A 21,702-nucleotide genomic window follows, 5' to 3' on the forward strand; every position below is an offset into this window, starting at 1 on the left:
GGCGACAAACAACCCTCACCGGGATGATTATTTGGGCTGCTGGAAGTGGTAGATAGTCTGGGTTTTGACAGGGGCCGCTTGGATAAAGGTGGGTAGCTGGAGCCAGGTCAAAAATTCACGGTCGAGTTGAATTTGTAACCCCGTCATCGGGTCATCCCCTGTGGCAATCATAAACTCCAATTCCGTGAGATCGTCCCATTGGGCAATGTCACCAAGGAGGGAGGCGATCGCCTGGAGATAAGGATGTTGCGTATCGGTGTACCAATCTGCGCGGGCTAACTTGGCCTGGTCGAAGCCTAGATGAACGATTAAGGGTGCATTGGAAAAGACCGCACTAGCGACCGGACGGGCTTCCTCCCGCACGAGTAAATGTTGTTTTTGGGTCAAGTGGCGGAGCCGTTCTAAATGTTCATAGCGCTGGGTGACATTATCTTTCCCTTGCCAACGGAGGGCAATGGTCGCCAGGTGGGTTTGCAGGAGCATATGTCCCAACTTTTGGGCCTTGGTATTGAGATAACGGGTATTAAAATCATTACTCTCAATCAGAAGCGGCACCCGATCGACTACCTCTAGGCCGTAGCCCTTCAGGCCCGCAATTTTGCGGGGATTATTGGTAATTAGACGAATCGCATGGACGCCCAGGTCATTGAGCATTTGCGCCCCCATGCCGTAGTCCCGGAGATCCGCCGGAAAGCCGAGCCGTTCGTTAGCTTCTACTGTATCCAAACCCATATCCTGCAAGGAATAGGCCTTGAGTTTATTAATCAAGCCAATGCCGCGCCCTTCCTGACGTAGATAGACCACCACCCCTTGACCGGCATTTTCGATCATCTTGAGGGCGGCAATCAGTTGCATCCGACAATCACAGCGCAGGGAACCGAGGGCATCCCCCGTCAAGCATTCTGAGTGAACGCGCACCATCACAGGCTGGTCGGCAAAATTCTTCGGATCACCTTTCACAATGGCCACGTGCTCCGTGCCGTCCATGGTGTTGCGGTAGGCATAGATTTCAAACTGACCAAACTCCGTAGGGAGCTTTGTCACGGTCTCACGGTAAACAAAGCGGTCATTTTCGAGGCGATAGGAAATCAAGTCGGCAATGCTAATAATTTTGAGGTCAAACTTTCGGGCATATTCAATCAGTTCCGGCAGCCGCGCCATGGAGCCATCGTTATTTTGAATTTCGCAAATGACCCCCGCTGGGTATAAACCCGCCAAACGGGACAGATCCACCGCAGCTTCGGTGTGGCCAGCGCGCTTGAGGACACCACCGCTCCGGGCTCGGAGGGGGAAAATATGGCCGGGGCGATTGAGGTCTTCGGGGCGGGAGGTGGGGTCAATGGCTACCTGGATCGTGCGGGAACGGTCTTCGGCAGAAATCCCCGTGGTAACGCCCAGGCGGGGATGGGCATCAATGCTGATCGTAAAGGCGGTTTGGTTGCTGTCGGTATTTTTGTGAACCATCAAAGGCAGATCTAAGGCATCGAGGCGATCGCCAGTCATGGCCAAACAAATCAAGCCCCGTGCTTCCACGGCCATGAAGTTAATCATGTCTGGGGTGGCATGTTGGGCCGCACAGATGATGTCCCCCTCATTTTCACGATTTTCATCGTCTACGACAACGATGGCCCGTCCGGCTTTGATGTCGCCCAATGCCGCTTCAATCGAATCAAACTGCCAAGCTGTATCCACGTATTTTCCGGTCTGCTAAATGTAATGTTTCTTTAATATTTAGTCTCTATTGTAACGTTTTGCCGGGGTCGGTGCGGCCTAGATAATCACTTGGGGATCCTGGTGCTTGGGCTGTTTGAGCACGGGTTTTTGCTGGAGAAGTACCGAGAAAGTGACCGTTGATCCTAAGCCTTCGCCCATACTGTAGAAAGAGATTTTGCCGCCACAGGCTTCGACCAGTTTCTTGGAAATGGCGAGGCCCAACCCCGTACCGCCATATTTGCGGGTATGGCCACCCCGCACCTGGGAAAAGTTTTGAAAGAGCTTAGATTGCATATCCAAAGCCACGCCAATCCCGGTATCAATCACACTGATTTTGACCATCCCTGGAAACTGTTGATCGTCGTGGATGACGGGTTTGAAAACTAGCTCAACATTGATCGTAATACCACCAGCATTGGTGAATTTGATCGCATTGCCCACGAGGTTCAAGAGCACCTGAAAAAGACGCTGGTAGTCGCCGTAGAGGATGATATCGTCGTGGCTTTCGGGCACTAAAATTTCCCAGGTGAGATTTTTGGTTTGTAACTGGGGCCGGGCAAAGTTATTGAGGTTATCGAGCAGTTCCCCTAGGCTAATGGGCTGGAGATCGAGGTCGAGTTTGCCTGATTCAATTTTGGCAATGTCGAGGATATCGTTGATCAGGTTCAGCAGGTGGAGGGCGCTTTCGTGGGCGGCGGCAATGAAATCTAACTCTTCGGCGCGGCCGTCGGCCATTTCATCGAGGACGAGGGTCAGAAAACCGATGATGCCATTGAGGGGGGTGCGGAGTTCGTGGGTGGTATTGGCGAGGAAGTCGTTTTTGAGGCGGGCGGCTTCGGTGGCGGCTTGGTGGAGTTGTTCAAGTTCTTGGTAGAGGGTGGCATGGGCGATCGCCGTTCCCAGTTGTTCGGCGAGCTCCTGGGCAAATTCTTGCTCAACTTCCTGCCAAATCCTGGGGCGATCGCACTGTTGCAGACAGATAAAACCATTGACACTACCTTGGTAGAGGGTAGGCAAGATAAGCACCGCTTGACTGTCGGCCAGGGCCGGGCAAAGGGTTGTTAAAGATTGGGAAACTTGAGTTTGATAAATTTCTTCGAGGACTGGGCTATCGGGCGATCGCCAACTGGCCCCAAGACAGGAGGGAACCGAGCTGCAACGATATTCTGCTTCGACCTGAAATCGGCTTTGGGTTGCATCGGCGGTCAACAATAAACAACGACTCACCTGTAGAGTTTTACCTAGGCCATTCATCGCCTCTTGACGAATCACCGTCAGGTCAAAGGTATTGCGGATCTTGCGAGCAATGCGACTGAGGGCTTTTTGGGAGGACAGGGGAGAGAGGGAACTGGGGGCAACGGCCTGGGGGAAACCCACCACCAACAGTTGGCCCGCGCCGATGGCAGTGACCAAAAGCTTGAGGGGAAAAGTCTGATCGGCCCATTGAAAAGTACCGTCTAGGGTTTCGGGGAGGCCCCCCTGACCCACCCGTTGCAGGGCAGTTGTGTAGATGGCGTTGTCTACCGTGATCCATTGCTGAAAAATTTCTGTTGCCACCATCGCCTGGGGTTGGCAGCCAAAGGTTTCTGCCCATTGCCAAAAAAAAGCGGTACAAACCCCCATATTGTCCTGGAGCCAGATAATTTCTGCGTTGAGGGCTTGCCAATAGGCGAAGTGCTGCCGTTGATCTGCTGGTAGTTGAGGCGGAAAACAACCCATGGAGGCATTGAATGAATATTGTCGAGATTAAGTCCGGGTATTTGATGACTAGCCCAGGCGATCGCAACGAGATCCGCTGCGCGGTGCGCTTTTGAGAAAATCAAACCCTATTGGGGATTTTATTGGACTTTTTCTTGATGGCTGACAAAGGCCCATTATGACTAACAATTTTGGGGATAAAGGCCAGCTTAACAACAATATACTTACCTTTCTTAATCGTTCCATTCCCCCTTGGGCGGAACTGGCGGATTGCGCCGAAACCGTCGGGTCAGTTCATCATCGCGGACCCGTTCGCCCCGGAGCCACTGCTTAACGGCAGTTTCGATCACTTTGCTGGGGTCGTTAGTAAGATGTTTGATCTGATCGAGGACTTCTGGATCGATGTGAATCGAAATCTGGGTTTTTTCGGGCTGTCGTTGGGGGTCGGTGGGGTGATTTTCCATAGAAATGGCGGCCATTGGATGAGCTACATTCTATCAAAGGGCGTTTGCGTCTCTGTATCAAGGGGCTTGGGTAATTTCCCTAATCGAGGTTGTTATCTTTTGCGCCATCACAAGCTCTCTAAGAGGATGCTAAAGACTTTTAATGTAGGGTCTGCGGAGGCGATCGCCTTTGGTTAAGACCATGATGAAGGATTCATTTAGACAGCCAAAATTGTGACGGTTTCTTGATGGGACTGCCATTTTGTTGCCCAAAAACAAGGAACCCCTCTGGTCTGGGGGACATAGAGGGGCATCTAAACTTATTGAGTTATTCAGTAATAACTGGACTGCCGGAGAGGTTCAATTTCGCCCTGGAGCAGTCGTTAGATTATTTAGGCGATCGCCGCAGCCATGGAGGGCACCAAAATTTCTTTGGGGAAACCGCGATCAAATTCGGTCATTTTACATTCCGTTGCCTGTAGCGCCTGCTGGAGGAATTTCATGGCTTCAACGGGTTTGCCGCGACCACAAAAGAAAAGATCAGCCGCAAAGTACCCATATTCGGGCCAGGTATGAATGGCAATGTGGGACTCAGCAAGGGTTGCGGTGGCTGTTACACCGTGGGGACTGAATTGATGGACACAGAGATCAATTAGAGTCGCTTCTCCGGCGGCGATCGCTTCGATCATGGCCCGACGGATACCTTCGGGATCATTGAGGAGGTTCGCAGGGGAACCCCAACCATCCACCACAAGGTGAGTACCCAATTTTTTCATTCTTTTTATCCTTACACTCCGAGTAAAGGGGATAAACTTTGCGTTCATATCACAAAGAAGATCTCAGTTTCAATGATTTTCTGAGGAAAATAAATCCGTATTTTTACCTAAATTTGGATCGGGGAAATTTTCGCACCGCCCCCAAGGGACAATCAGCAACTTGTTATACTGTGCTGATAAAAACCGTTAACGCCAAAACAAACTACTGATGCAGCCCACTGATTCCAGCAAATTCACCGAACAAGCTTGGGATGCGATCGTCAAGTCACAGGAGATCGCCCGTCGCTACAGACACCAAAATCTTGAGGTGGAACATCTACTCTTGTCATTGCTAGAACAGGAGCAGGAACAGGGATTGGCCCAAACGATTTTGACCCAGACAGGTGTCGATGGGATCAGGCTCCAGCAACAGTTAGAACGGTTTGCCCAGCAACAGCCCAAACTAATGCGGGGCGATCAGCTCTATCTCGGTCAAGGTTTAGACGTGATGTTAGACCGGGCCGAAGCCTGTCGTAACAGTTGGCAGGATGATTTTATTTCTGTTGAGCATTTGCTGGTGGGCTTTGCGGAGGATGAGCGGATCGGGCGGCGATCGCTGAAAAGTTTTAACCTCGACCCCCAGGATCTCGAACTCAAGATCAAAGCCCTCAAAGGTAGCCAAAAGGTCACCGCCCAGAACCAAGAGGAAACTGGTAGCGCCTATGGCGGCAGTCCTCTAAGTAAATATGGCCGCGATCTCACCGAACAGGCAAAGGACGGTAAACTTGATCCGGTGATTGGGCGGGATGATGAGATTCGACGCGTGATTCAGGTACTTTCTCGGCGCTCGAAAAATAATCCAGTTTTGATCGGCGAACCAGGGGTTGGGAAAACGGCGATCGCCGAAGGTTTAGCCCAACGAATCGTCAATGGCGACGTGCCCGAATCCCTCAAAAATCGGCAGTTGATGTCCCTCGACATGGGTTCTCTAATCGCCGGGGCAAAATACAGAGGGGAATTCGAAGCCCGTCTGCGGTCTGTGCTTAAAGAAGTGACCCAGTCCGACGGACAAATTATTCTCTTTATTGATGAAGTCCACACCGTCGTCGGTGCAGGTTCCGCCAACGGTTCCATGGATGCCGGAAATCTCCTCAAACCGATGTTGGCACGGGGCGAATTGCGCTGTATTGGGGCGACCACCCTCGACGAATTCCGCAAACATATCGAAAAAGATCCTGCCCTCGAACGGCGTTTCCAGCAGGTACTTGTCCAACAGCCCACCGTGGAAGATACCGTTTCCATTCTGCGGGGCTTAAAAGAACGCTATGAACTACACCACGGCGTCAATATTACCGACTCCGCCCTCGTTGCCGCTGCCACTCTCTCCAACCGTTACATCACCGACCGTTTTCTCCCCGATAAGGCGATCGATCTAGTAGACGAAGCCGCCGCCAAACTGAAAATGGAGATTACCTCCAAACCCGTTGAACTCGAAGCGATTGATCGTCGCCTAATGCAGCTACAAATGGAGCAGCTTTCCCTCAAAGGTGAAGAACAACTCGGCGCGACTTCCCCGGCCTATCTCGCTTCCAAGGAACGCTTAGATCGGATCGACGAAGAAATTAAAAGCCTTGAAATCCAACAGAAAGACCTTTCTTCCCAGTGGCTCGCCGAGAAAAATCTCATCGATGAAATTAATTCCCTCAAGGAAGAGGAAGAACAACTGCGTCTCCAGGTGGAACAAGCCGAACGCGCCTATGACCTCAACAAAGCAGCCCAATTGAAATATGGCCGTCTCGAAGGTTTACAAGCAGAACTCAGTCAAAAAGAAGTCAAACTGCTGGAAATCCAAGCCGCCGGAGATGCCATGCTCCGGGAACAAGTTACGGAAGCTGACATTGCCGAAATTGTTGCCCGTTGGACAGGGATTCCCGTGAATCGCTTGATGGAATCCGAACGGCAAAAACTGCTGCAACTCGAAGGACATTTGCACGAGCGGGTGATCGGTCAGCAGGAAGCGGTGGAAGCGGTCTCCGCTGCCATTCGTCGCGCCCGGGCTGGGATGAAGGATCCCAGTCGTCCGATTGGCTCGTTTATGTTTATGGGGCCGACAGGGGTCGGAAAAACAGAATTAGCGCGGGCTTTGGCGGCTTTTCTTTTCGATAGCGAAGAGGCGATGGTGCGCATTGATATGTCCGAATACATGGAAAAACATGCGGTATCACGGCTCATTGGTGCGCCTCCAGGTTATGTGGGCTATGAGGAAGGGGGGCAACTGTCGGAGGCGGTGCGGCGGCGGCCCTATTCGGTGGTGCTGCTGGATGAAGTAGAAAAAGCCCATAAGGATGTGTTTAATATCCTGTTGCAGGTGCTGGATGATGGGCGGATCACCGATTCCCAAGGACGGGTCGTGGATTTCCGCAATACGATCATCGTGATGACGAGCAATATCGGCAGTGAATTTATCCTCAGTTTGTCGGGGGATGATGCGAACTATGACAAGATGCGGGACAAGGTGACGGGGGCGTTACGGAAAAATTTCCGCCCAGAATTTCTCAACCGGATTGATGAACTGATTATTTTCCATACTTTGAAACGGGATGAGTTGCGGGAAATTGTCAAACTGCAAATTCACCGCATCGAAAAGCTCCTGGCCGACCAAAAAATTACATTGTCGCTCACGGATGCGGCTCTCGATCATGTGGTGGAAGCGGGTTACGATCCGACCTTTGGGGCCAGACCTTTAAAACGGGCGATCCAACGGGAATTGGAAAACCCGATCGCCAATCGCATTTTAGAAACGGACTTTATGGAAGGCGATCGCATTTTAGTTGATTGCGTCGAGGGTGCCTTGGTTTTTGATCGGCAGCGACCTGAACGAGAAGTGCCAGAGGTGATTTCGGAAGAGGCGATCGCCCCAGCACCGGAAGAGCAACCCATAGAAACAGAAGAGGCATCTATAACAGAAGCAGAAATCCTTCCTGTCGTCGCACCGGATGAAATTGTGGTTGCAGAGGCTGAACTCGATGAACCCGATGATGATTGGGGTGAAGATGAGACGACTGTTTCCTTTGATGCCGAACAGCCCGATGATCAATGGTTTGGGACAGATGAGCCAGAGCAAACAGCTAATGGTTTAGAATCTCCGACCAGAGAAACAAATCCTCCAGCTTATGTTGGTGCTGATTCTGACTCAGAAGAAAATTGGTTAGATTCTATCTAGGTGTTGAGGCAAAAGGATAATGTCAAGCTTGAATTATTCTTGAGCGTTATGTACAAAGAAATACTTTGTAACTTGCTAAAGTTATCCTTTTAAAATTTATAAAACTTCAAAAAAACTGGTATCCATATAGGAGATAATGGGCGAAGAAACACAATGTTTTGAGTGCCGTGATTCCTGATCCCAGTTTATTTCGTAACGAAACAGAAGTCGAAAGTAAATTAATTGTCCATTACTTATTGCCAAAACTAGGTTATCCGCCTAACACTTGGTACCAAGAAGTTGCCTTTGGCAATATTCGTCTTGATTTTATGGCGTTTACCGCGACGGTAATGCCTTTCACTTGGGATAGTAGCTCTCCTCTAAATCTTATTATTGAAGCCAAAAGTCCGAGAGAAAATTTAGATCGTCATGTGCCTCGTCTAAGAACCTATTTGACCAGTTTAAAGTCCCCCTATGGAATATTAACGAATGGCAAAGATTTTCGTATTTACGAACGAGATGGCTCAAAAATAGATCTGTGTTTTCAATGCTCAGGATCAGAAATTAATGCTAACCTAGAAAAAATCAAGTTTTTAGTTGGTCGTGAAAGTTTAAAACCCGTTCCCAGTAGTCGAAAAAAGTCTGAAATTCAACCAGAAAAAAATTTAACCGCGCGAAAAAATCGTATGAAAATCATCGCTGTTTATCACAATAAAGGCGGAGTTGGCAAAACAACAACAGTAGTCAATCTCGCCGCCGCATTGCAGAAGCAAGGCAAACGGATTTTAATTGTTGATTTGGATAGCCAAGCAAATACGACTTATGCAACTGGTTTGGCAAAATTTCTTGATGAGAAAGACGATGACCTTAAAAATAACAATATTTTGCAACTCATTCAATCTAGAGAAAAATATCCAGTCAAAGCAGTTGCAAGACCCTCAACTTACGTATCCCAAGGTATTGATGTAATTCCATCTCATATTGAGATGATGAAATATGAATCGGAATTAACCCGGATTGAACCAGCCAAAACTCGACTATTATCTAAGCTAAAAGATGTCAAGAATGATTATGATATTGTTCTAATTGATACTCCTCCCTCACTTAATTTGTATGCTCGTATTGCTTTACTAAGTGCAGGTTATCTAATCATTCCTTCAGACCTTAAACCATTTGCTAATGAGGGTTTAAATAATGTCAAAGATTTTATCGCGGATATAAACGAAGCCAAAGATATGTTTGGTATGTCTCCTTTGAAAATTTTAGGTGTTTTACCGTCGAAGATTTCAACGAATGCTCGCTTTGTCCAGTATACATATCCCAAACGTCGCAGAATGGTCGAACAACGTTATGGTTTTCCCCTAATGTCTGCGGCAATTTATGAACGAGAAGATCTTGCCAAAGCGTTGGAAAATACCTTGGAGTATGGAGAAGAAGATATTCCGGATCCACTCTCTATTTTTGACTATAAATCAGATTCTGTATCAGCCCATGAATTTGCGATGCTAGCTAGTGAAGTATTAGAGAAAATCAATTAAATTATGCTAGAAAACCTTTTAAAAATTCAACTAATTGATATTCTATCTGTTGATAGCCCAGAACCCCGATCTGGTTTTTCTAAGGATAAAATTGAAACTTTGGCCAATAGTTTTTTAACAGTCGGTGGGAACTCTCAACCTATTCTTGTTCAACGCTTAGATTTTGATTCATTTACCGTTGTTTCTGGACATTTAGAATATTATGCAGCAGTCCGAGCCAGAGAAATCAATGATGATTTTGAGATGATTAACGCGATCATTATTACTCCTGAAAATGAAGCGCAGATCAAGCATCAATATGATTATTTAAATACTGTGCAAGAAAGTTCTGCGACTAACTCTTTGGAGCATAGTTTAAACAAAAATGAAATTGCTAATTTAGAAAAAAATCTTTTAGCTCACCTTCAAGATCAACTTAAATTTGAAGTTTCTCGCTTAGAAAATAATTTATCGAGAAATCTTGAGCAAAAATTTGATGGTGTCAAAATTCTTGTGCCTCGTGATGAGGATCACCTAGAAGCCTTTAATGCTTCTGATTTCAAAATTTTAGTCGATAAACTAGGTTCTGCTGGCTTTACTGGTAAGAAAGGTCAGAAAATGGCAACAGCAATTATTCAAGAGAGAAAAAAAAGTCGCTTTAGTTCTTTGGGAGAAATTATTAACAGAGTGCGGTTACAGAACAAAAATAGAGCTATTACTGAAACTTCAATGGTAAAAATTCTAGATGCTTGGAATCGATTTATTGATGTAGAAGAAACTAAATAAAAGAAAAAGCCTTTGGAATATTCCAAAAGCCTTTTTTTACGCTCATTTAAAGAATGGAGTTAAGCAGTTTGCAATAGACCACTATGGCGAAGCAAAGGTTCTGTTTGCGGTTCCCGACCCCGGAATTTCTTGAACACTTCCAATGGGTGGAGACTGCCGCCTAAACCGAGGATCGTTTCGCGGAATTTTTTGCCCACATCGGCGATCGCCACCGTATCTTCGAGACCAGCCTCTTCAAACGCCGCAAACGCATCCGCACTGAGCACTTCCGCCCACTTGTAGCTGTAATAGCCCGCCGCATAGCCCCCCGCAAAGATATGACCAAAGGCACAGAGGAACGAATCTTCTGGCAGCGGTTTCATGACGGTGGTGGTTTCAGCGAGGCGATCGCGCACCTGTTCCGGGGTTTCACCACTGGCCGGATCATATTTTGCGTGCAGTTCGATGTCGAGCAAACTAAAGTGCAACTGTCGTAACATTGCCGAGCCACTCATATAAGTGCGGGCAGCCAGGAGCTTTTGGTAATAGTGTTCTGGCAGCGTTTCTCCCGTTTCATAGTGCTTCGCCATGCCGAATAGCGTTTCCCGGTGGTAGCACCAATTTTCCATAAACTGGCTGGGCAATTCCACTGCATCCCACTCGACATTATTGATGCCTGCTGCCCCAGAGTAGTCAACATGGGTCAACATGTGCTGTAACCCATGGCCAAACTCATGAAACAGAGTTTCCACTTCCCCAAAGGTCATCAAACTGGGTTTACCGTCCACGGGAGGCGTCTGGTTACAAATCAGATAAGCCACAGGTAAACGGGTAACGGTGTGACCATTCACCACCAACTTCGCGCGACCGACGCAATCATTCATCCAAGCCCCACCGCGTTTTTCCGCCGGACGACTGTAGGGATCAAGGTAAAAACTGGCAATTTGTGCCCCAGACTCGTCGTTAATTTTGAAATAACGCACATCTTCATGCCATACGGGCGCGTCCCCATCGGCAGCGGTAATTTCGACGGAAAACAAGCGTTGCGCTAGGCCAAACAAACCCTCTAAGACCCGCCCTAGGGAAAAATAAGGGCGCAATTCTTCGGCGGTAAAGCCAAACTTTTCTTCCCGTTGTTTCTCCGACCAGTAAGCCACATCCCAATGGGCCAAGTCAGCCTGTCCCGAAAAGGTTTTCAGGGTCGCTAATTCTTGTTGAGCGGCCTCGAAACTCACTTGGCGCAACTCTTCCATAAGTTGTTCAACGGCGGCCACACTCGGGGCCATTTTCCGGGCTAGACTCAGTTCGGCGTAATTTTCAAAGCCTAAAATTTGGGCCTTTTGTTTACGCAACTCAAGGATGCGATCAATGTGGGGGTGATTATCAAATTCCCCAGAAGAAGCCTTCGAGACTGCTGCTTTGTAGACTTTTTCCCGCAGTTCCCGGTTTTCTGCATATTTCAAAAAGGGGAGGTAGCTGGGGTAATCAAGGGTAATGACCCAGGGGCCATTTTCTGGGGTCGCGTTTTCTTCCCCTTCACTGCGGGCGGTTTGGGCGGCGAGACTCAGGGCGCTATCGGGTAAACCGGCGATATCTTCTTTATCGGTCAGTTTGAGTTTAAAGGCCTTGGTCGCATCGAGGACATTATTTGAAAATTTCGTTGAAAGATCCGCTAATTCTAATTGGATCGCGTTGAATTTCTCCTTCGCTTCTCCTTCAAGGCTCACCCCAGCGAGTTCGGCTTCCTTGAGGGCGGTTTCGATAATGCGTTGCTGGGCAGGTTCTAGTTTGTCCCATTGGTCACTTTCGCGAATTGCTTTGTAACCTTCGTAGATGGGGCGACTTTGGCTCCAACGGTTAATAAACTGCACTACAGCAGGTTGCATTTTTTCGTAGGCGGCGCGCAGTTCTGTACTATTTTTGACACTCATGAGATGACCGATCACCCCCCAAGTCCACATCAGCTTTTCTTCGAGCTGGGTAAGGGGTTCGACAAAATCTGTCCAGGTGGGTTTGAGATTCGTCTCAAGATCACTGACCTGCTGCTCTAGTTCTGCTAAGAGGGTCGTCACAGCGGGTTCAACGTGCTCGGCTTTGATCTCGGCGAAGGGGGGCAGACCATGGCCGATGAGGAGGGGATTCTGGGTCATATGCGGTTAATTTTTCTGATGTTTACGCTATTTCCCATTATGACAGCAAGTTTTTGGGGAAGGCAGTGGGGATATCTGGGCATGGTTGGCTGGCCCATCAACGGGATTGTTATGATTTGAAACGAATGAATGTTATGGGCGGCGATCGCCTTTTGAGCCTGAGAATATGTCGAGCAAAATGTCTGGAATTAATTTTGAAGCGTTTGTGGATACAGAAACGACCCGTTCTTTTGAGTTGCCCGGCGCAAAACCCCACTACAACCCCGACCGTCCGGGACAGGTGGAGCATATCTATTTGGATTTGGATCTCGACATTACGGGGCGATCGCTCTTTGGGACTTGCACGATTACTTTAGCTCCGGTGCGTTCTGGGGTGACGTCCCTGACCCTTGATGCGGTAGACATGGCCATTGAATCGGTGTGCATCGGGGGTGTCCATCAACCCTTTGACTATGATGGCGAAACCCTGAATATTCGCTTACTGAAACCCACCACCACGGAAAAAATTGAGTTGGCGATCGCCTACCGGTTGACGGAACCCCAACGGGGGATTTATTTTATCCAACCAGATGAATATTATCCCGATAAGCCTGTGCAGGTGTGGACCCAGGGGGAAGATGAAGATTCCCGCTTTTGGTTTCCCTGTTTCGACTATCCCGGTCAGCTTGCCACTTCCGAACTAAAAATCCGTGTACCAAAGCCCTACCGTGCTATCTCTAATGGTGAATTGATCAGCAGTGAGGAACAAGGAGAAAAAACGGAATATCACTGGTATCAAAAGGAAATTCACCCGTCATATCTGATCACCTTGGCCGTAGGCGATTTCGCTGAAACAAAAACCGAATGGCAAGGTATCCCCGTCCTCTACTACGTCGAAAAAGGGCGCGAAGCCGATGGCGATCGCAGCATGGGCAAAACGCCCCAGATGATGGATTTTCTCAGTCAAACCTACGGCTACCAATACCCATTCCCGAAATATGCCCAAGTGTGCGTCGATGACTTTATCTTCGGCGGCATGGAAAACACATCTACCACCCTTTTAACGGATCGCTGTTTACTCGACGAACGGGCGAGCCTCGACGATCAGCGCACGGAAACCCTCGTGTTACACGAATTAGCCCACCAATGGTTTGGCGATCTGGTGGTGATTAAACATTGGAGCCACGCCTGGATCAAAGAAGGGATGGCCACCTACGCCGAGGTGCTCTGGACGGAACATGAATATGGCAAAGAGGAAGCTGCCTATTATCTCCTCGAACAGATGCGGAACTATCTCGACGAAGACAGCAGCCGTTACCGTCGCCCCATCGTCACCCATGTTTATCGCGCCCCCATTGAACTCTATGACCGCCACCTCTACGAAAAAGGCGCTTGCGTCTACCACATGATCCGCACGGTGCTTGGCGATGAGTTGTTCTCAAAAGCAATTCAAAAGTTTGTCCAAAAACACGCCCACCAAACCGTCGAAACCGTTGATCTACTGCGGGCGATTGAGGAATCCACTGGGTTTAACCTTGCGCCTTTGTTTGATCAATATGTTTTTCGGGGTGGGCATCCGGATTTTGAGGTGGCTTACAGTTGGGACGGGGAAAATGGTTTAGCTAAATTGACCGTGAAACAGACCCAGGGGCAAAAAGACGAAAAAGCCCTGTTTGATCTCAAAATTCCCGTTGCTTTTAACTATCTCGATGGGGAAACAGTCAGCCAAAAAACCTTTACCTTTAGGCTCAACGAGGCGGAACATACCTTTTATATTCCCCTCGACCGCAAACCGGATTTTGTCAGCTTCGATGTGGGCAACCATTGGACAAAAACGGTGAAATTGTCCTACCCGATGGCAGAACTAAAAAATCAACTGACCCATGACCCCGATCCCATTTCCCGCGTTCAAGCAGCCGAGGCGATCGCCAAGGAAGGGAACCTCGAAGCGGTCAATACGTTGCAAACAGCTTTAACAACAGAAGCGTTTTGGGGTGTACGGGTAGAGATTGCCAAAGCCCTTGGGACGATCCAACTCAATCAAGCCGAGGATGCCCTGATGGCAGGGTTAAAAGATTCCCATCCCCGTGTGCGCCGGGCCACCCTATCTAGCCTCGGTAAGTTCAAAACCGAAAGCAGCTACGAGGCGATGAAAACTTTTCTCTTGGCAGGAGATGCCAGCTACTATACCGAAGCCGCCGCCGCCCGCACCCTAGGCGCAATGGTTTCTGTTGGTTTAACGGACAAAGCCGAGGCCACCCGTGACTTGCTTAACCAGATCCTCAAAACCCGCGCAGGCTGGAATGAAGTTGTCCGGGCCGGAGCAATTGGCGGACTCGCCGCGATGAAAACCTCCCCCGAAGCCGTGGACGCGATCCTGCCCTACACCGAACTGGGCATCCCCCAACCACTACGCCTTGCCGCAATCCGTGCTCTAGGTACCGTCGCCAGTGGCCAAACCAACGACAAATTAGCAGTCATTCTCAATCGCTTAGAGGCGATCGCCAGGGAGACCTTTTTCCTCACCCAAGTTGCCATTGTGAGCGCCCTCGGCCAGATCGAAAATCCCAAAGCTGTTACGCTCCTCCAAACCTTGGCCAACCAAGCCCCCGACAAGCGCGTCCGCCAGCGGGCCGAGGAAACCGTGAGCAGCCTCCAGAAAAAACTCAGCACCGATAAAGCGATTCAAGGATTGCGCGAAGACCTCGATAAACTGCGGGAAGACAACAAACAACTGCAAAGTCGCCTCGCCAAACTCGAAGCCCAGGGCAACCCTTAACTGCACTTTTGGGGCGAACTTTCCGGGGCGATTTTGCGTCGAAAAAAATGAGTTGAATAGCCCAGCAATTTGTCAACCACTTGGCGATCGCCCCAAGAATTATCCCAAGGCCGGATCCATTGGCGATCGCCCTCTGCCATTCCACAAAATCTACTTATCAATTCTTTAGACTCCGGACATCCGTGCTACCATCGGTAGTCAAAAAGGTGGCGAGGCAACATCATCCCTCATCATCTGCGGTGGAGGAGTTCAAGGAGTTTCCTAAATCTTATGGCCCAACTACAGTCCAGTCTATCCCCCAATACGAATCTCAGAATCGGCGTGATTGGCGTAGGCAACATGGGGCAACACCACACCCGTGTCCTTAGCCTCCTCAAAGATGTTGAACTCATTGGCGTCGCGGATCTCAACGTTGAACGCGGCTTAGACCTCGCCAGTAAATATCGCATCCGTTATTTTGAGGACTACCACGCCCTGCTTCCCCTCGTCGATGCGGTTTGCATTGCTGTCCCCACCAAGCTCCATTACCAAGTGGGCCTAGAGTGCATGGCAGCGGGCAAGCATGTGATGATCGAAAAACCCATTGCGGCGAGTATCAGTGAAGCCGAAGCCCTCGTTAATGCGGCCGCCGAACATAACGTGATCCTCCAAGTTGGTCACATCGAACGGTTTAATCCCGCCTTCCAAGAACTGAGTAAAGTGCTCAAAACCGAAAAGCTCTTGGCGATCGAGGCCCATCGCATGAGTCCCTATTCCCAACGGGCGAATGATGTTTCCGTCGTCTTGGATTTAATGATCCATGACATTGATCTGCTCTTAGAAATGGCAGCTTCTCCGGTGGTACAACTAACAGCCACGGGTTCAAAAAAAGACGATTCTAATCATTTGGATTACGTAACGGCCACCTTAAATTTCGCCAATGGCATTGTGGCCACCCTCACGGCAAGCAAAGTCACCCACCGCAAAATCCGCACGATCGCCGCCCACTGCCAGAATTCCCTCACCGAAGCGGATTTTCTCAATAACGAAATCGAAATTCACCGCCAAACCACCGCCAATTACACCACCGACTATGGCCAAGTTCTTTACCGTCAGGATGGTTTGATCGAGCAAGTTTACACCAGTAATATCGAACCGCTCCATGCCGAACTCGAACATTTCGTTCAATGTGTCCGGGGGGGCGAACAACCTTCCGTTGGGGGAGAACAGGCGTTAAAAGCCCTCCGCCTTGCGAGCTTGATTGAACAAAGCGCCCTGGATGGCAAGGTTTGGAAAGAGGCTGATCGCCATTACCAACATCTTAATAAGCCGAAAACCATTGTCACGCCCCTCTCCGTTTCTTGATATTTTGCGTTTTTGATGCGTGAAGGAGCGCAGTTTTCGCTACCCTTAATAGATAAACAATCATCCTTTGACTTTAGCGGGTAAGGAGCCGCTGCACTGACTATGTCTGATCTCAATCGTGGCATCATGAAATTTGACGGCGCAGATAAACCCATCGTCGTCGCCGTTTCTGCTGTTTTAGTTTTAGGGGCGATCGCCGCCCTGGTGATCTGGGGTCTCACAACCGCCTATTCGTTCTAAACTAATCCAGTCACCTCTAGCTCCTACGACACACTTTGAATTTCTTGTTTGCGATCGCCGCCGCTGAATCTAGCAAACCAAGCCCCCTGTTGGGGGAAGTCTGGCTTGATCTCGCTGTTTTGGTGGTCATGATTGGCCTTTCTGCCTTTTTCTCTGGCTCCGAGACCGCCATTACCGCCTTTGATAACCTCAAACTCGAAGGACTGATTAAGCGCCAAGGCGATCCCCAGGGCATCTTCCGGATCGTCCTCAAAAATCGGACGCGATTTATCACGACCCTGCTGCTGGGGAACAATCTCGTTAATAATTTCTCAGCGATTCTCACCAGTAACCTCTTCGCGATTTGGTTAGGGAACGCCGGGATCGGGATTGCGACGGCTGTCGTCACCATCGTCGTCCTCATTTTTGCAGAGATTACCCCCAAGTCCCTCGCCATCCTCAACGTGCGCTCGGCCTTTACCTTCGTTGTGCCGCCCATCTATTGGCTGTCGCGTATTCTGTCGTCCTTGGGGATCATTTATATCTTTGAAACCATCACCGAAAAAACGATCAAGATCTTTGAAGGCCGCCAGAATAAAAATTCTCCCACCAGCGAAACCCTCACTGAACTGCAACTGATGATCGAAATCCTGGGGGGGAAAGGCAAGCTTGATCTGCAACGCCGCCGCATTTTAGGAAATGCTCTCCTCCTCGATGAAATGATGGTCAAAGATGTGGTTAAACCACGCATCGATATGCAAACCATCGCCCACGATGCCACCCTCCAGGAGTTGGTCAACCTCTGCCTCGAAACGGGCTACACCCGCATTCCTGTCCAGGAACAATCCAAAGACCACATCATCGGCATTGTTAACCTCAAGCAAGCTCTCAAGGGTCTCCATTCTCCAGAATCTCCCCAGACCCAGACCCCAGCCATTGTCCGTTCTGTGATGGATACGCCCGTTTATATCCCTGAAACGAAGCGGGTAGCCGATTTGCTCAAAGAAATGCTCCAACAACGCCTCCACATCGCCATTGTCGTTGATGAGTATGGGGGCACGGTGGGCCTCGTCACCCTAGAGGACTTACTCGAAGAGCTGGTGGGAGAAATTTATGATGAGAGCGATTATGCTCCCCGTGAGCCGGGTTTACCAGGTCGTTTTTCTGATCGATAAAAATTGAATTGGGGATCTGTCAGAAAAAAAATTGGCGATCGCCTTGCAATATTTTATTTTTATGCTAGGATTGATAACTGTGAAAACAAAAAAACGTGGGTCGGTGCCCGAGTGGTTAATGGGGGCGGACTGTAAATCCGCTGACTATGTCTACGCTGGTTCGAATCCAGCTCGGCCCACCACATTGCCCATATGGCTCAGGGGTAGAGCACTCCCTTGGTAAGGGAGAGGTCACGAGTTCAAATCTCGTTATGGGCTTCTTAGAACAGTTAATTGTTAACCAGTATAAAAGCGTTTGAATATTCGCTTAGACTATTATTCCTGCGGATATCTGCCGTTGCCGCAATCTTTTGTTTTTCTTTAGGATTAATGGAGGCGCACTGGGTTTCCCCATTGCCTTTGTAAAACTGAATTATCCTAAGCATCTATGACTGAGAAAAAAAAGACCCAGCCAGCACCCGCCCAGGGAACCACAACAACATCAGAAAAGGTGCTGTGTCCCCACTGCAAGCGCACTGCGACCAATGGCATCAAATGTAAGGGAATCTGTGTTGCTGATAGTGATTATTAATCGGTTGCAGCTCAAATCATAAAGGAAATGCCATTTAAACTAATTAGCAGCAATAATAAACCAAAATTTACCCACAATTCTTTTTTATAGGTATTCATCTTTTCCCCAAGAATGCGGGCTGTTTTTTGTTGTAAATAATGGCGCAATTTTAGGGGCAGTTTTTCGTAATATTGCCGATATTCCAGGGCCGTTAGCAGGACATTCCCAACGTTGTAGAGGGTGATGCCGAGGAGAATCCAGCGGTAAAGGTTATAGAAATTCATGGCTTACAAAAATCTATGGCAGCCGGAGAACTAATCTGAAGTTGATGGCTGAGGGAAAAGAAATAGCAGGTAAAACCCCACTCGGTGATGTTCGGTTGTACTGCTTCTATTTTGGAAAAAATCCTTTTAGTATCAATATAACCTAGGGTCAGAAGAGAGCAATACTGTGGTGGATTTAAAGAAACTAGAAGAACTCAATATTCAGCAAACGGTGGCCGGCATTCTCCAGGACTTTAACCCGATTTTTTCGTCTACTTCTTCTTCTGGACAAACTGGGCAGTGGCGCGCGGCGATCGCCGCCTTAACGGATTTACTCCTGCGCTCCGGGGGCGAAACCCGTGGTGTTATTTTATCGAGCCCTAGCCCAGTGTTTGATGCGCCCCAAATCACCCGCCACCACCATCATTACGTTTTAACGCCGAAAAATCTCCAGGACATTGCCCTGAGTCATCTGCAATTGCCGGGGGCCGGCTTGAATCAAAGCATTCGGCACCACAATAATCAAATCGTTGAGTTTCCAATTCTGCCCAATGATCCGTTGGCCCAGGAACAATTTTGTTTGATTTTGACGGCAAAGTTCAATTTTGCGATGGCCCTGTCTCCCCAGGGATTGCTCTTTTCGTTTGACCCAGAGGCGATCGCCGCCATTTGGCAAATTTTGCAGTGGCGCATGGCCCTAACGCAACCATTCCAGTTCCAAACCCTCGCCCAACTTTGGCCCCGCTTTGCTGAGGTTGTTCCGGACTACCGGCTTGTCTCCCGGTTTAGCCAGTTAATGGTGCGATCGCTGACGGTTAATTTACCCCAGGCTGATTCCCTACCATCTCCAGAACCCCACCAAACCCCTGAACCAACCGCCCAAGCTCAACCGGAATTAGAGCTATTGCAGGCTCTCACCCATGAAATTCGCACGCCTTTGACAACAATCCGTACCATGACAAAGTTGTTGTTAAAAAAGAAAACCCAACTGACCCAAGACATTGTCAAACGCATCGAAACCATTGAGCAAGAGTGCAACGAACAAATCCGGCGCATGGAACTTATTTTTCGGGCGGCCGAATTGGAAACTCCATCCCATCACCCGAAGCAAACCCTGCAACTGGTACCCATTTCCCTAGAACAAATTTTCCAGGAGGGAACACCCCGTTGGCAAAAACAGGCCCAACGGCGCAATGTCAACCTAGAGGTCGCCTTGCCCCCATACCTGCCCCAGGTGGTAAGTGATCCAGCGATGCTTGACCAAATGCTGTCCGGGTTAATCGAGACCCTCACGCGACGCCTACCGACGGGAGCAGAGGTACAAATCCAAGTCAGCACCGCCGGCAGCCAACTGAAGTTAGAAGTCCAGTCCCACGGCCTAGGTCAAAAATGCCTTGAAAAGGCGATTGGCCAGTTGCTCATTTTCCAACCAGAAACGGGCAGCTTGAGTCTGAATTTAGATGTGACCAAAAATCTCTTTCAACAGTTAGGCGGCAAACTGGCAATTCGACGTCGGGCTTCCGGGGAAGAAGTCTTTGCTATTTTCTTACCCCTCGGCAATAGCTTCGCTGTGCCCCTCTAGATCTCGTAAGGGCATGGTAAAGCACCCATAAATTCCCCTTGGGAATGTCTCTACTAACCAAACGCTGAATTCCACCATTGATGCAAAAAAAGATGGGCCACACTAGAGGAGCCCATCTCTACTAATTTTTGATTTAGTTTTTATCGCGTGCCGACAGTTTAAGCACCAGGAGCCGCTGGCTCAGAGGGAGGTGCGTCGGCTTCGAGGGCAATGGGTTCTGCATCTAGCTTCATGGTGAGGTAGCGAATAACCATTTCCCCTAAGCGCATATCCCGCTCGACGGCTTTGATTTGGCTGCCATCGGCTTTGTAGTTTACTTGGATGTAGATTCCATCGTTGAAGTTCTGGATCGGATAGGCGAGGTGGCGCTTGCCCCGTACTTGAACCTGAAGGTCGCTTGCCCCAGAGTCTTGGAGCATGGTCTTGTATTTGCTAGAGACTTCCTGCACCTGCTCTTCGCTGAGGTCGGGGCGCAGGATGTACATCATTTCGTAGTTGTTGCTCATTACTGTTTGATATAAATCCTTCTGGACAATAAGGCCGCTCGATGTGTGGAAATTTCGGATTTCTTTTACGATTCGAGAAGCAAGGATATAAAATTCTACTACACCTTGCCCCCTTTTAGGGAGTGTTGGCTGGATCTGAAACTGATGAAAAACAGATCATGACTTGGGTCTGAGGGTCTGTCATCGATTGGCGATCGCCACCTTGAGGTGGAGCTCTGTTCTGTGTTTAGTTGATCAAAATTCATTTATGGCGCAACGATATGTTCGGGTTCAAACTCCCCAAGGGCAAGTATTATACGGACTGCTAAAGCTCAACCGTGAAGTGCAGGTGATCGATGCACCGGCTTGGTTGGGGGGACAACCGACGGGGGAAAGTCTCGCGCCGGATGAGTACCAATTATTGGCCCCCTGCGCCCCGTCAAAAATTGTTGCGGTGGGTCATAATTATGCCGCCCATGCGGCGGAACTCCAGCAGCCGATTCCGTCGGAACCAGTCTTATTTTTGAAACCTCCCAGTGCGATTGTGGCCCACCAACAGGGCATTGTGTATCCGGCCCAATGTCAACAGTTGGAGTTTGAGGGGGAATTGGCCCTTGTGATTGGCGATCGCACCCGCCATTGCTCTGAAGAAGAGGCCCACCGAAAAATTTGGGGCTATACCATCGCCAATGATGTGACGGCGCGGGATCTCCAACGGCAAGATGCCCAGTGGACGCGGGCAAAGGGATTTGATACGTTCTGTCCCCTCGGCCCTTGGATTGTGCGCGAGCTTAGCCCCGATGCCAAATTGCGCACCTATGTAACGCCCCTGGGGGAAGAACTCCCTGAACAACCAGACCCAGCCCAGGCCGCCTCGGTGCAGGATATGGTTTTTTCCGTGGCCAAATTGGTGAGCTACATCTCCGAAATTATGACCCTGTTGCCCGGTGATGTGATTTTGACGGGGACTCCCGCCGGAGTTCACCCTGTCCGCATTGGCGATCGCCTATTGATCACCATCGAAGGGATCGGCGAGCTCGAAAATCCCATCATCGCCCCCTAAGACCCGTCCCCGTCCTCCAT

The 21,702-nt window shown here is 49.3% G+C and carries 18 protein-coding genes and 2 tRNA genes; 12 read left to right on the forward strand and 8 right to left on the reverse strand.

Annotated elements, in window-relative coordinates; translation table 11 throughout:
• Window positions 1–27: 27 nt before the first annotated feature.
• The 4 genes from ribBA to speD all read right to left on the reverse strand — a co-directional run bounded on the left by ribBA (window position 28) and on the right by speD (window position 4,630).
• Window positions 28–1,692 (reverse strand): bifunctional 3,4-dihydroxy-2-butanone-4-phosphate synthase/GTP cyclohydrolase II, encoded by a 1,665-nt coding sequence (gene ribBA, locus AACR41_RS07600; protein WP_030007052.1) that lies wholly within the window; start codon window positions 1,690–1,692, stop codon window positions 28–30.
• Window positions 1,693–1,770: 78 nt separating this feature from the next.
• Window positions 1,771–3,432: a GAF domain-containing sensor histidine kinase gene (locus AACR41_RS07605; RefSeq protein WP_030007053.1), complete on the reverse strand. Its 1,662-nt coding sequence runs from the start codon at window positions 3,430–3,432 to the stop codon at window positions 1,771–1,773.
• A gap of 212 nt (window positions 3,433–3,644) precedes the next feature.
• Window positions 3,645–3,875, reverse strand: a complete 231-nt coding sequence (locus tag AACR41_RS07610; RefSeq protein ID WP_030007054.1) for a hypothetical protein — start codon at window positions 3,873–3,875, stop codon at window positions 3,645–3,647.
• Window positions 3,876–4,246: 371 nt separating this feature from the next.
• Entirely contained in the window at window positions 4,247–4,630 is a 384-nt protein-coding gene (gene speD / locus AACR41_RS07615) for an adenosylmethionine decarboxylase (protein WP_041443332.1), read from the reverse strand.
• A gap of 208 nt (window positions 4,631–4,838) precedes the next feature.
• Between speD and clpB the strand changes: the two genes are divergently transcribed.
• From clpB to AACR41_RS07630, 3 genes are all read left to right on the forward strand, one after another.
• Window positions 4,839–7,832 carry an ATP-dependent chaperone ClpB gene (gene clpB / locus AACR41_RS07620; RefSeq protein WP_030007056.1) on the forward strand — a complete coding sequence of 998 codons (2,994 nt, stop codon included), beginning with the start codon at window positions 4,839–4,841 and terminating at the stop codon, window positions 7,830–7,832.
• Between the two features lie 167 nt (window positions 7,833–7,999).
• Window positions 8,000–9,349, forward strand: coding sequence for an AAA family ATPase (locus tag AACR41_RS07625; RefSeq protein WP_030007057.1), 1,350 nt, complete (start codon window positions 8,000–8,002; stop codon window positions 9,347–9,349).
• A 3-nt stretch (window positions 9,350–9,352) separates the two neighbouring features.
• Window positions 9,353–10,114 carry a DUF655 domain-containing protein gene (locus AACR41_RS07630; protein WP_030007058.1) on the forward strand — a complete coding sequence of 254 codons (762 nt, stop codon included), beginning with the start codon at window positions 9,353–9,355 and terminating at the stop codon, window positions 10,112–10,114.
• A 59-nt stretch (window positions 10,115–10,173) separates the two neighbouring features.
• Here AACR41_RS07630 and AACR41_RS07635 read toward each other — a convergent pair whose 3' ends face one another.
• Window positions 10,174–12,243 (reverse strand): M3 family metallopeptidase, encoded by a 2,070-nt coding sequence (locus tag AACR41_RS07635; protein WP_030007059.1) that lies wholly within the window; start codon window positions 12,241–12,243, stop codon window positions 10,174–10,176.
• 178 nt (window positions 12,244–12,421) lie between these two features.
• Between AACR41_RS07635 and AACR41_RS07640 the strand changes: the two genes are divergently transcribed.
• On the forward strand, window positions 12,422–15,001 hold the full coding sequence (locus tag AACR41_RS07640) for a M1 family metallopeptidase (protein WP_030007060.1): 2,580 nt from the start codon (window positions 12,422–12,424) through the stop codon (window positions 14,999–15,001).
• On the opposite strand, the gene AACR41_RS07645 is transcribed toward AACR41_RS07640, so the two are convergent.
• Window positions 14,998–15,141: a hypothetical protein gene (locus tag AACR41_RS07645; RefSeq protein WP_157096820.1), complete on the reverse strand. Its 144-nt coding sequence runs from the start codon at window positions 15,139–15,141 to the stop codon at window positions 14,998–15,000. The genes AACR41_RS07640 and AACR41_RS07645 overlap by 4 nt on opposite strands.
• A gap of 130 nt (window positions 15,142–15,271) precedes the next feature.
• On the opposite strand from AACR41_RS07645, the gene AACR41_RS07650 reads away from it, so the two are divergent.
• From AACR41_RS07650 to AACR41_RS07675, 6 genes are all read left to right on the forward strand, one after another.
• On the forward strand, window positions 15,272–16,345 hold the full coding sequence (locus AACR41_RS07650) for a Gfo/Idh/MocA family protein (protein WP_012306070.1): 1,074 nt from the start codon (window positions 15,272–15,274) through the stop codon (window positions 16,343–16,345).
• A gap of 102 nt (window positions 16,346–16,447) precedes the next feature.
• Window positions 16,448–16,585, forward strand: a complete 138-nt coding sequence (locus tag AACR41_RS07655) for a hypothetical protein (protein ID WP_012306071.1) — start codon at window positions 16,448–16,450, stop codon at window positions 16,583–16,585.
• 128 nt (window positions 16,586–16,713) lie between these two features.
• Complete coding sequence (locus AACR41_RS07660) at window positions 16,714–17,739, forward strand: hemolysin family protein (RefSeq protein WP_315862029.1); 1,026 nt, start codon at window positions 16,714–16,716, stop codon at window positions 17,737–17,739.
• Window positions 17,740–17,836: 97 nt separating this feature from the next.
• A tRNA-Tyr gene (locus tag AACR41_RS07665) sits at window positions 17,837–17,921 on the forward strand.
• Between the two features lie 4 nt (window positions 17,922–17,925).
• A tRNA-Thr gene (locus tag AACR41_RS07670) sits at window positions 17,926–17,997 on the forward strand.
• A gap of 169 nt (window positions 17,998–18,166) precedes the next feature.
• The gene (locus AACR41_RS07675; protein WP_168191125.1) at window positions 18,167–18,310 is read left to right on the forward strand and encodes a hypothetical protein; all 144 of its coding nucleotides are present in this window, start codon (window positions 18,167–18,169) and stop codon (window positions 18,308–18,310) included.
• Window positions 18,311–18,321: 11 nt separating this feature from the next.
• Here AACR41_RS07675 and AACR41_RS07680 read toward each other — a convergent pair whose 3' ends face one another.
• Window positions 18,322–18,573 carry a hypothetical protein gene (locus AACR41_RS07680; RefSeq protein ID WP_030007062.1) on the reverse strand — a complete coding sequence of 84 codons (252 nt, stop codon included), beginning with the start codon at window positions 18,571–18,573 and terminating at the stop codon, window positions 18,322–18,324.
• Window positions 18,574–18,742: 169 nt separating this feature from the next.
• Here AACR41_RS07680 and AACR41_RS07685 point away from each other — a divergent pair, with 169 nt between their 5' ends.
• Complete coding sequence (locus AACR41_RS07685; RefSeq protein WP_223209920.1) at window positions 18,743–20,134, forward strand: sensor histidine kinase; 1,392 nt, start codon at window positions 18,743–18,745, stop codon at window positions 20,132–20,134.
• Between the two features lie 158 nt (window positions 20,135–20,292).
• Here AACR41_RS07685 and rpsF read toward each other — a convergent pair whose 3' ends face one another.
• Window positions 20,293–20,640, reverse strand: a complete 348-nt coding sequence (gene rpsF / locus AACR41_RS07690) for a 30S ribosomal protein S6 (RefSeq protein WP_012306075.1) — start codon at window positions 20,638–20,640, stop codon at window positions 20,293–20,295.
• 247 nt (window positions 20,641–20,887) lie between these two features.
• Here rpsF and AACR41_RS07695 point away from each other — a divergent pair, with 247 nt between their 5' ends.
• Window positions 20,888–21,682, forward strand: coding sequence for a fumarylacetoacetate hydrolase family protein (locus AACR41_RS07695; protein WP_030007064.1), 795 nt, complete (start codon window positions 20,888–20,890; stop codon window positions 21,680–21,682).
• Window positions 21,683–21,702: the final 20 nt, after the last annotated feature.

It is taken from the genome of Picosynechococcus sp. NKBG042902 (assembly GCF_963864045.1).
Classification (GTDB): domain Bacteria; phylum Cyanobacteriota; class Cyanobacteriia; order Cyanobacteriales; family MRBY01; genus MRBY01.